Origin of the sequence: Mycobacterium sp., from assembly GCF_035653355.1 — a bacterium.
In the GTDB taxonomy this organism is placed as follows: domain Bacteria; phylum Actinomycetota; class Actinomycetes; order Mycobacteriales; family Mycobacteriaceae; genus Mycobacterium.
Map to the genome: position 1 here is coordinate 1 of NZ_DASRBZ010000646.1, position 10658 is coordinate 10658.

Consider the following 10658-nt stretch of genomic DNA (forward strand, 5'->3'; position numbering starts at 1 on the left):
CGCCTGACGCTGCAGCCAAACACCGCGCATGAAAATCGGAAATCCGAGTAGGCCAGGAGCCCACATACCCATCAACGCGGCGCCCGCGATCATCCACTTGTCGGCTCGACGCTGAGCCTGGCGCGATTCGTCTTCGTGGTCCGCGAGACTCGCAGAGCCGCTTGGAGGGATAGTCGTCGCGGCCGGCTTCACAATTCCCACCACCCACGGGCGAATGACATGTAGAGCTGAATCAGAAACATCGTGAGCAGATAGCCGTAGATGAACAATTGGAAGACGATAAGCGCTCGCTTGCGTTTGCGTTCCTGTTGATCCATATCGGCTTTCCTTCCCTAGAGCAAAGGCGGATTTGGTCCATCTGTGTCGCGCAGGCTGGCGGCCGCGACCTCACGCAGCCCGTCGTTGATGGCTCCATCGGTGGACAGCGGCGCAAGGATGCATGCTTCGGCCGCCTCCATCTCGGCAGCTCCGGAGGCGATGAGCTTTGCCGCGGTGACCAGCACGCGGGTGGACGGCGGCTCGAAGTGGAAGACTTCATCGGCGTTACGGATTGCGATGGCGCAGCCGACAAGTCGCATGGCGGCACCCAGCTGATGCCGGCTTCGGCGACAATCACCTCCGCCTCCTGCTGCGGATGCAGGTAGCGCATCGGTAGGGTGACGAACCGCTGGCGAAACGACGGCTTGAGCTCCTTGAGTGAGCTGCGGTAGGCCGGGTTGTAGGAACAGACGAGCATGAACGAGTCCGGCGCCCTGACAACTTCGCCGGAGCGGTCCAGGTATAGCGCGCGGCGGTGATCGGTCAGTGAGTGCAGGATGGCCAGCGAGTCGTGGCGCGCCTCTACGACCTCGTCGAGGTAGCAGATGGCGCCGGCTTTGACTGCACGCGTCAGTGGCCCGTCGGTCCATAGCACGTCGCCGCCCTTGACCATGAAACGGCCGACCAGGTCGGAGCTGGTGAGATCGTCGTGGCAGCTGATCGTCACTACCGGGCGTTCCAGACGCACGCCCATGTGCTCGACGAAACGTGTCTTTCCGCACCCCGTCGGGCCCGTGAGCATGACCGGTATGCGGTGGTGATACGCGTGCTCGAACAACTGCACTTCGTTGCCGGTGGCAACGTAGATACCGGTGGTCATTTTGTCCCTCAAGTCGCAGTCGGTCACGCGGCGACCAACTCTCGATGAACGTGGGCCAATACGCGGGGAAGTTCGTCGACGCGCCGGATCCTTCTGGAGCGACGTGGACCGAAAACTTCCGGCAGTGGGTCGACGCGCGTCGGCCCTACGCCGACGTAGAACACCGAGACTCCGGCCTGATTGGCTTCCTCGACCGCGTGCGCCACATCGGCCCATGCATAGCAGCCCTCGTAGCCTTCGTCGGAGATCAGTCCGTCGCCGATCACGATGAGCAGACGCCGTTCGGACGGCTGCGCGAGCAGCCGGCTCGTCAAGTGACGCACTGGCGCGCCCAACCTGGTGTAGCCGCGGGTCGTCAAGCCGAGCCCGCTGGGAGCCACAAACCGACGGTCCTGGAAGTCCTTCAGGCAGCGGACTTCGACATAGTGGCGGGTGTTGCCGGTGAAGACGAAGATTCCGTGGCGCTCTCGGGCATTCGTCATCGCGCGCGACAACGCATCAGCGCACTGAAGTTCGAGCTGAAAGATCCTGCCGCCGTGTACGCCCAGCGACGAACTGCCGTCCAGCAGAAGCGCAGTGGTGACGTCGCGGCTGCTGGGTAAGAGTTCGCTAAAGATCCGTGGTTCCCGCGCCTCGCCGGTGATCATGTCGATGTAGTGGCGCACGTAGTGGTCGACATCAAGGTCGCAGCCGTCTTCAAGTCCGTTCGTCATCGCGCGATGGGTGTGCTCTTCGAACCATTTCCGAAGATCGGCGGACAACGGCGCGCAGTGGTTAGCATGACCGCTCGGGCTGCGCTCGACCACCGCGACGTGATCGGGCAGGAAGCTCTTGGTCCACGCATTCCACTTCGGATACGGAATTCCTTGCGTGCGTTGTGGATGATGTCAAGGTCATTGTCGTCGGGCCGGCTTGGAGGCGGCAAGTTGGGGTTGCGGACCCCGCCGTCTCCGCCGACAGGCACAGAGTATGGACGTGGACGGCGCTTCTGGGTGGTGGTCCACGGCATCCTGCCGTAGCGGCGCAGCGCGCTGACCAATCCGCGGGGCGCCCGGAAGGTCGACGGCAATGTGCCCAGCAACGGATGTTCGGGCAAGGATTGCCGGGTGCGCGCCAGTTCGATGGCACGATCGAGCATCACTGTCGCGTCCATGTCTACGTCGGCGATCTCGAGATCGGGTAGCATGCGCCGCATCTCGGGCAATAGCCCAGGCCACCTCGAGGTAATCCAGCCGAGAGCAACGCCCGCTTCGATTAGAGTCAGCGCACACCGTTCGCGCGCCGTCAATTCAGCGAGCCGGTATCCGGCGAGGCGATCCTTCGACGGCGAGCATTGCAGCGCGACACCGCATGTCAGGGTTCGTCGCGTCCAGTCGTGGGCGACTGGCGGGTAGGGAACGTGCACAATAGACAGGCTCGTGTTCAAGCCAAAGCTGCGTTTCGCACCCGTCACCAAGCGCGCACCTTCACGGCGCCGTTCGCTGAAGGCGACGGCCGTCAAGGCGCAGCTGCGCTCGATCGTCATCGCGGACATGCCGGCCGGCTCAACCACGGCCCGCAGCTCCTTCAGCACGCCGGCGGATCGCACCACGGTCGCCTGTCAGAACGTGCCGATGTTGGAGAACATCCAGTACCAAAACCAAATGATCAGCGCGGTGCCGCCCCAGGCAGCAACGTAGCGAGCGATCTCCCAAAGCCAGAGCATTACCGGGTCTCCTTGTCGCCGATTTGCGCACGAATCGTGAGGATGCGGACCGACCGCGAGACAGTCATTTGATGCGCTCCCCGGTCCGCGGCCGACGCGCGTCCCGCAGCGAGGCCTTGACCTGTTGCGTCATGGTCCGCTCTTTCTATCCCATATATTGACTTCAGTCAACCGAGTGGGCCGCGCGCGGCTAAAGATCCGCATCGCAATAGGCCCTGTCTGCCGGCTTTTCAGCTAGCCAGTCCTCGCCGCAACCACAATGAGCATGGATACCTGTCAGTGAGTCCAGTCATCAATCCGTCAGTCGGAGAAGATTTCGCGATTGACCGTGTGCAGGTAGGGGATTGCGAGGAATGGGGTGATGTAGAAGATGTCGTAGAGCCACCAGCCAATCACCGGGAACACGACGCCCGCGTAGCGCACATCGGCATACATCGTCATGTTGAATACGTAGCCGATCCAGATCACCACACCCATCCAGCATGTGATCACCATCCACTGGTGTCCCCACCGCTTCATCTGCAAGAACCCGATGCCCGCGGCAATCCGCATTGTGAACACCGTGAGTATCAGCCCGATTTCCCAACTCTTTTCGCCCGGGCCTGCCGCGCCGCCGATCCACAGCTCGTTGTAGTGCCAGAAATAGCCGGCGTCGAACATGTTGCCCCACCCATTGAGGAGCACCCGCGCCAGCAAAGTGTGATTGGCCACCATGTCAAGGGCCCATCCCACAGTGTTGATGGCCGCGTCGATGATGACCAGATAACCGATCAGCGTTACGATCGTCGGCCGCACGGAGAGCCCGTCCCGCTGCGCGCGCCGCAGCAGCCAGACTCCGCGCAGAAACAGCGGCAGTCCAAAGACACCCAGGGCGGCAGTGCCGATCAGCAGGCTGCCCGAGATGAGCCACCTATCGGCGCGGCGCTGCGCATTCTGTGATTCCTGCAAGTGCTCGTCGTAGGACGGGCTGGGGGTTACGGCGCTTGGTGCGTTCCTGTCGACGCGGCGACGACGCGCGGCCAGCGACTGCAGATTCATGGGCACCTACCGACGATTTCAGAGATCGGGAATGACCAGCGGGGAGTTCCTGCCTTGCAGGCCGCCGTCGACGTGGAAAGTGGCGTTGGTTGCGTAGCAATTTTTCGTACACAGATACACCGCAAGCCTGCCGATGTCCGCCACGTCGCCGAATCGGTGTAGCGGCGTGAGCTCTTTCATGTTGACCTCGGCTTCCGGCACCATGTCCAGGGCCTGCTGGAGCCCGTCGGTCATAAACGATCCCAGCGCGATGGCGTTGACGCGGATCTTAGGCGCCAACTCCTGTGCCATAGCCCTAGTCAGCGATTCCAGGGCGCCCTTCGCGACGCAGTACGCAGCCAGTGCCCGGATACCGAAACGCGCTGAGCCGGAGGAGATATTGATGATCGACCCCTGCCCGACGCCGAGCATGTGGGGTACCGCCAGCTGGCTCATGATGAACGCTGAGGTGACGCACCAGTCGAAGGTGTGCCGGAAGTCTTCGTCGGTGATCTGCAGAAACGGCGCGTAGGTTGACCCGCCGACGTTGTTGACCAAGATGTCGATCCGGCCGAATTCATCCATCGTTGTCTGTACGACGCGCTCACCGTCCGACCGCTTTATCGCGTCGGCCGTGATAGCGCGGCCGTCGCCTCCGGCGTCTTTGATTTCCTTGATCGTCTGTGCCAGTTGTTCGGAGGTGCGCGCGGTTCCGACAACGGTAGCGCCGGCCTCCGCCAATACTTTTGCGATACCTGCACCCACGCCGCGCCCGGCGCGAGTCACGATGGCAACCTGACCATCCAGCTTGAACTGTTCCAGAGCCATTCAGACTTCCCTCCGGCGGCTGCGGCACGCATCGCTTCGTAACTTCTTAGACCCTCGGTCAGCCGCTGTCAATGACTCTAATCAGTTTCGGACGGGCCTCATCGGAGTAGTGTGCGGCTATCGGCCTCGACTGGGCCATACTGTTGTGTGGTCGAGTCGAAACGTCAGTTGGCCACAACAGGTCAGCGGAAATGAGTCGGGGATGGTAGCGACGGACAAGTTGTCGGGACGTGACGCTAAGCGTTTGCGTACGCGAGAGCGACTCTTGGGCGCAGCCATCGCTGAGTTCAAACGCTCCGGAATGGCCGATGCCGATGTAGGCGCGATTGTGACTGCCGCAGGAGTCGCACACGGCACGTTCTTCTTTCACTTTCCAACGAAGGAACACGTGCTCTTGGAATTGGAGCGACGCGAAGAGCACCGTATTGCGAGCCAGCTCGGCCGTTATCTCGAATCGCAGCGCGATCTTCGTTCGGTGCTCAAGGAAGCTGTACGGCTCGTGTTGGCCCTAGAACGTCGCCTCGGTGTGTTGTTGTTCAAGGACTTTCTGGCACTGCATTTCTCGCAGTCGCGTCCGCCTGCAGAGGAGGGCAAAGACCACCCGGTGATCGTCTTGGTCGCCCGCGAAATCGAGCGCGCGAAAGAAGACGGTGTAGTGGCTGCAGACGTCAACCCGATGAACAGCGCGGTGTTCTTCTTGCTGGGCCTGTACGCGCTGTTGACGACCACGTACGCGTGGCCTACCCGCGATGCCATGCTCGAGGACTACGTGGCCAGGACGTTGCGCAGCATCGGAGCTTCTTGACCGCAGTCAGCAGCGTGACTACGAGCGCACGACGCCGCGCAGCTGCATGAGCCCGAGCTCGACGTGGGTGATAACCCCCGGCGGGGCATCGCAGACGGCTGGAATCGTGTTGGCCGGGCCCATTGCGGTCCAGGTGTAACCGGGCTTTCTGTAGTTGCCCTGTGGGTCCGGCGGCGCTTGCAGGATCAGTTCCGTAGGCTCATCGCCCTCGATCACTACACGGTAGTGATAGTGACCGCCCCAGTCCGGCTTCGGCTCGATGGCATCGTATTGGTCCATCGTGTACATCTCGTGGAAGGTGATGAAGGGCTTATCGTCTACCCACGTCGTCCACGTATGGTGCTGTGATGCGACGGTGCCCTTCTTGATCACGCCTTTCAGGCCCGGCATGTCGCTGGTCTCCCCTCCTTCGTAGGGGATGTCTCGCTTCGCCGTCCCCAACTCCACCGCCGTGGTGTATCTGTCCACTGTCTTGCCGAATCCTTCGACGACCATCGCCATCGACTGTGCGAACAACGGCCATGCGTTGCCAAGGAGGTTCGGGCCCGCCAGAAATGTGTCCGGATCGCTGCACATGCCCATCTCCTCCAGGTACTTCAAGGTGGGAGCGCGACCGTACCGACGTTGCCGATGCCCCACTGGATGACGCGATACCTGCGGTCGGGCGGCGGTTTGAACGGCATCTGCCACTTCCTCGCGTTTCAGTGGCTGCGGTGTGGCAAATGCGCCGTTCCCACCGGCACACATCACGCCGGCGCAAGGGCCAGGTCGCCCGCACTGCAACCACGACGGCTGAGCGCTCGCTCAGCGTAGGAGCGGCTCGTGAGCTATGTCAATGCTTTTTGGTGACTTTAGTCAGTGGAAAGGCTGCCACTGTTTAAACGGTAAAGCCGAGCGCCCGCAGTTGCTCGCGGCCGTCGTCGGTGATCTTGTCGGGTCCCCACGGGGGATTCCACACCCAGTTGATGCGCAGCTCGTCGACCAGGCCTGCGCCGATCAGCGCGGTGCGCGACTGGTCTTCGATGACGTCGGTCAGTGGGCAGGCCGGTGAGGTCAGCGTCATGTCGATCAGCGCAACCGTCCCCTCGTCGCTGTGTTCGACGTTCAGGCCGTAGACCAGGCCCAAATCGACAACGTTGATGCCCAACTCTGGGTCGACGACGTCTCGCATCGCCTCCTCGACGTCGGCGAGCAATTCGTTATCCGGTGCTGCGGTTTCGCTCATCGTTAACCTCCTCTAAGTCTGAAAGTGCCTGTGCCAGCGCGTCTTTGAACGCCATCCAGCCCAGCAGTGCGCATTTGACCCGCGCCGGATATTTCGCCACGCCGGCGAACGCGACACCGTCGCCGAGAACATCCGGGTTTCCCTCGATGGTTCCGCGCGACGACACCATTTCGGTGAACGCGGTGACCGTCTTCAGCGCCTGGCCCACGTCTTGACCGATCACCTGCTCGGTGAGCACCGAGGTCGATGCCTGGCTGATCGAACAGCCTTGCCCGTCGTAGGAGACGTCGACGACCTGTTCACCATCGTCGGACAGCGCAACGCGCAGCGTGACTTCGTCGCCGCATATCGGGTTGACGTGATGCACTTCCGCCGCGAACGGTTCACGCAGCCCACGGTGTTGTGGGTGTTTGTAGTGATCGAGGATCACATCCTGATAGATCTGCTCCAGGCGCACCGTCACGCTCCCCCGAAGAACTCCACAGCGCGTCGCACGCCGGCGACCAACCGGTCGACCTCTTCGACGGTGTTGTACAACGCAAATGATGCCCGGGCCGTGGCTGCCAAGCCGAAGCGGCGGTGCAGCGGCAGCGCACAGTGGTGCCCGACCCGTACGGCGATGCCCTCGTCGTCGAGTACCTGGCCGACGTCATGGGCGTGGACGCCCTCGACCACGAAAGACACCGGTGATCCGCGGTCGTGCATCGATGTCGGCCCGATGATCCGCACGCCGTCGATGCCGGAGAGACCCTCGATCGCGGCGGCGGTCAACTGGCGTTCGTGGTTTTCCACGGCGTCCATGCCGATGTTGCCGAGGTAGCGTGCGGCCGCGGCCAATCCGACGACCTGCGAAGTCATCGGAGTGCCGGCCTCGAAGCGTTGCGGCGGGGGGGCGTAGGTGGATGCCTCCATCGCCACGTTCTCGATCATCGACCCGCCGGTCAGAAACGGCGGCATCGCGGCGAGCAGTTCGCGGCGACCGTAGAGCACACCGACGCCGTTGGGCCCCAGCATCTTGTGTCCGGAGAACGCAGCGAAGTCGACATCGAGCCTGTGAAAGTCGACCGGCTCGTGCGGCACCGATTGGCAGGCGTCCAGCACGGTCAGCGCACCCACGTCGCGGGCTTGCGCGACCAATTCGGATACCGGTGCCCGCGCGCCGGTGACATTCGAGTGATGGCTGAAGGCAATTACTTTGACGTTTTTGTCGAGATTTAGCGAGGCGAGATCGATACGACCGGCTTCACCTTCCTCAGAAGTAATGCCGTACCAGCGCAGCGTAGCGCCGGTGCGCCGGGCCAGTTCCTGCCACGGCACTAGGTTGGCGTGGTGTTCGAGCTCGGTGGTGACGATGACATCTCCTGGCCCCACGGCGTGCTCGAAGCGCTTGTCACCCAATGTGTACGACACCAGGTTGAGCGCCTCGGTGGCGTTCTTGGTGAACACCAGCTCGTCGGCGTCGGCCCCGACGAACGCGGCGATGTCGGCGCGGCCCTGCTCGTAGGCGTCGGTGGCCTCCTCCATCAGCTGGTGCGCGCCGCGGTGCACGGCGCCGTTGGAGGTGGTCACGAACTCCCGCTCGGCGTCGAGCACCTGCACGGGCCGCTGCGACGTAGCGCCGGAATCCAGGTAGGCCAGCTGTTTTCCGCCTCGCATCACGCGCTTGAGGATCGGAAAGTCGGCGCGGATCGCGGTCAGGTCCAGGGGAGCCACGGTCAGGCCCCCGTGGCCGCCGTCGTCTGGGTGAAGCGAACGTAACCCTGCTCTTCGAGTTCGTCGGCCAGCTCCGGTCCACCCGACTCGATGATCTTGCCGCCGACGAAGACGTGGACGAATTGCGGGTGGATGTAGCGCAGGATCCGGGTGTAATGGGTGATCAAGAGGATGCCGCCATGCGCCTCTTCGGCGTAGCGGTTCACGCCTTCGCTGACCACGCGCAGTGCGTCGACGTCCAGACCGGAGTCGGTTTCGTCGAGGATCGCGATCTTGGGCTTGAGCAAGCCGAGTTGCAGGATCTCGTGCCGCTTCTTCTCGCCACCGGAAAAGCCTTCGTTGACACTGCGTTCGGCGAATGCCGGGTCGATGTCGAGGGCATCCATCGCGGTCTTCACTTCTTTGACCCAGTGCCGCAGCTTGGGCGCCTCGCCGCGGACCGCGGTGGCAGCGCTGCGCAGAAAATTCGACATCGACACGCCTGGCACCTCGACCGGGTACTGCATGGCCAAAAAGAGGCCCGCTCGCGCACGTTCATCAATGCTCATGTCCAGCACGTTCTGACCATCGAGCGTGATGGACCCGGACGTCACCTTGTACTTCGGGTGACCGGCAATGGCGTATGACAGCGTGGACTTGCCGGAGCCGTTGGGGCCCATCACCGCATGGGTTTCGCCGGAACTCACGGTCAAGTTGACCCCGTTGAGGATCGGGATCTCGCGGTCGCCATCCGACAGGTCGGTGACGCTGACGTGCAGATCTTTGATTTCCAGAGTGGTCATGAGGCTGTAGTCTTTTCCGTGATGGCCAGTTCGTGTTCGATGGCTGCGGTTAGGCGCTCGCGCACCTCGGGCACTGCGATCTTGGCGATGATTTCGCCGAAGAAACCGCGCACCACCAGCCGGCGCGCTTGCTCTTCGGAGATGCCGCGAGAACGCAGGTAGAACAGTTGCTCGTCGTCGAATCGTCCGGTGGCGCTGGCATGCCCAGCGCCGACGATCTCGCCGGTCTCGATCTCCAAGTTGGGCACCGAGTCGGCGCGCGCACCATCGGTGAGCACCAGGTTGCGGTTGACCTCGAAGGTGTCGGTGCCGGTGGCCTGGGCGCGAATCAGCACGTCGCCCACCCACACGGTGTGCGCATCGGGCTTGCCCGAGTCCAGATTCCCTTGCAGCGCACCTTTGTACAGCACATTGGACTTGCAGTCAGGCTGGGCGTGGTCCACCAACAGCCGCGACTCCAGGTGCTGCCCGTCGTCGGCGAAGTACAGGCCCAACAGCTCCGCGTCACCGCCGGGAGCATCGAACCGCACCCTGCCCGTCATTCGCACCACATCACCGCCGAGAGTGACGGCGACATGGCGTAACACCGCGTCCTTGCCTAGCGCGGCGTGGTGCATGCTGACGTGTACGACGTCGTCGGCCCAGTCGGCGACCGATACTACTGTCAGGCGGGCGGCGTCGCCGACGACGAATTCGACGTTGTCGGCGTAGGTTCCGCTACCCCGCTGGTCGATCACCACAACCGCCTCGGCGAGCTCCTCGACCCGGATCTGCAGGTGCCCGTAGGCCGTCGCTCCCTCACCCGGACCGGTAACCGCGATCTCAATCGGCGTCTGAAGCGCCGCACTGCGTTCCACCGTCACCAGCGTCGCGGCGTTGAAAGACGAAAAAGCCTGCGCGGCAACCCGATCGGTCGGCACGCCGCCTTGGCCGAGCCGCTGGTCGCCGCGCCGCACGGTTTCCACGGTGATACCTGGCTGTTCGCTGACAGTGATCTGAGCGCTGCCGGTCGCCGGTGCGGAGCCGTCGTGCAGACCACGCAGCCGCCGCAGCGGAGTGAATCGCCAGATCTCGTCGCGCCCACCGGGAACTTCGAAGGCGTCGACGTCGAACGACGCGAACAGCTCTCCCTTATTCAGTGCGGTGAGTGACGACCCTGCTGGCGATCCCTCGACGGTCAGGTCTTGAGCCGTCATCCGACAGCACCCTCCATCTGCAGCTCGATCAGCCGGTTGAGCTCAAGCGCGTATTCCATCGGCAGCTCTTTGGCGATCGGCTCGACGAAGCCGCGCACGATCATCGCCATCGCTTCGTCCTCGCTGAGCCCGCGGCTCATCAGGTAGAAGAGCTGGTTCTCGCTCACCTTGGACACGGTGGCCTCATGCCCCATGGTGACGTCGTCCTCGCGGATGTCGACGTACGGGTAGGTGTCGCTGCGGCTGACC

10 protein-coding genes and 4 pseudogenes are annotated in these 10658 nt (G+C 63.0%); 1 reads left to right on the forward strand and 13 read right to left on the reverse strand.

Annotated features, from left to right (window positions below; genetic code table 11):
- The 6 genes and pseudogenes from VFA16_RS22180 to VFA16_RS22205 form a co-directional block, all read right to left on the reverse strand.
- A pseudogene (locus tag VFA16_RS22180) lies at positions 1-195 on the reverse strand (hypothetical protein); the annotation flags it as partial.
- Positions 189-317, reverse strand: a complete 129-nt coding sequence (locus tag VFA16_RS22185; RefSeq protein WP_324969905.1) for a hypothetical protein — start codon at positions 315-317, stop codon at positions 189-191. The pseudogene VFA16_RS22180 and the gene VFA16_RS22185, both read right to left, overlap by 7 nt.
- 15 nt (positions 318-332) lie before the next feature.
- A pseudogene (locus VFA16_RS22190) lies at positions 333-1138 on the reverse strand (CbbQ/NirQ/NorQ/GpvN family protein).
- Positions 1139-1161: 23 nt separating this feature from the next.
- A pseudogene (locus VFA16_RS22195) lies at positions 1162-2672 on the reverse strand (nitric oxide reductase activation protein NorD).
- Between the two features lie 471 nt (positions 2673-3143).
- Positions 3144-3881, reverse strand: a complete 738-nt coding sequence (locus VFA16_RS22200) for a hypothetical protein (RefSeq protein ID WP_324969912.1) — start codon at positions 3879-3881, stop codon at positions 3144-3146.
- Between the two features lie 18 nt (positions 3882-3899).
- Positions 3900-4688: an SDR family NAD(P)-dependent oxidoreductase gene (locus VFA16_RS22205; protein ID WP_324969906.1), complete on the reverse strand. Its 789-nt coding sequence runs from the start codon at positions 4686-4688 to the stop codon at positions 3900-3902.
- 202 nt (positions 4689-4890) lie between these two features.
- On the opposite strand from VFA16_RS22205, the gene VFA16_RS22210 reads away from it, so the two are divergent.
- Positions 4891-5493, forward strand: coding sequence for a TetR/AcrR family transcriptional regulator (locus VFA16_RS22210; protein ID WP_324969907.1), 603 nt, complete (start codon positions 4891-4893; stop codon positions 5491-5493).
- Between the two features lie 18 nt (positions 5494-5511).
- Here the strand turns inward: VFA16_RS22210 and VFA16_RS22215 are convergent.
- From VFA16_RS22215 to VFA16_RS22245, 7 genes and pseudogenes are all read right to left on the reverse strand, one after another.
- Positions 5512-6111 (reverse strand): annotated as a pseudogene (locus tag VFA16_RS22215) (dihydrodipicolinate reductase); the annotation flags it as partial.
- Between the two features lie 259 nt (positions 6112-6370).
- Positions 6371-6718, reverse strand: coding sequence for a metal-sulfur cluster assembly factor (locus VFA16_RS22220; protein WP_083085919.1), 348 nt, complete (start codon positions 6716-6718; stop codon positions 6371-6373).
- Positions 6693-7181: a Fe-S cluster assembly sulfur transfer protein SufU gene (sufU, locus tag VFA16_RS22225; RefSeq protein ID WP_324969908.1), complete on the reverse strand. Its 489-nt coding sequence runs from the start codon at positions 7179-7181 to the stop codon at positions 6693-6695. Before sufU ends, VFA16_RS22220 begins: the two co-directional genes overlap by 26 nt.
- On the reverse strand, positions 7178-8437 hold the full coding sequence (locus tag VFA16_RS22230; protein ID WP_324969914.1) for a cysteine desulfurase: 1260 nt from the start codon (positions 8435-8437) through the stop codon (positions 7178-7180). Before VFA16_RS22230 ends, sufU begins: the two co-directional genes overlap by 4 nt.
- Positions 8434-9213: a Fe-S cluster assembly ATPase SufC gene (gene sufC / locus VFA16_RS22235; RefSeq protein ID WP_324969909.1), complete on the reverse strand. Its 780-nt coding sequence runs from the start codon at positions 9211-9213 to the stop codon at positions 8434-8436. The genes VFA16_RS22230 and sufC overlap by 4 nt, the downstream gene beginning before the upstream one ends.
- On the reverse strand, positions 9210-10409 hold the full coding sequence (sufD, locus tag VFA16_RS22240; protein ID WP_324969910.1) for a Fe-S cluster assembly protein SufD: 1200 nt from the start codon (positions 10407-10409) through the stop codon (positions 9210-9212). Before sufD ends, sufC begins: the two co-directional genes overlap by 4 nt.
- A partial coding sequence (locus VFA16_RS22245) for a SufD family Fe-S cluster assembly protein (protein ID WP_324969911.1) occupies positions 10406-10658 on the reverse strand: 253 nt, incomplete at its 5' end. The genes VFA16_RS22245 and sufD, both read right to left, overlap by 4 nt.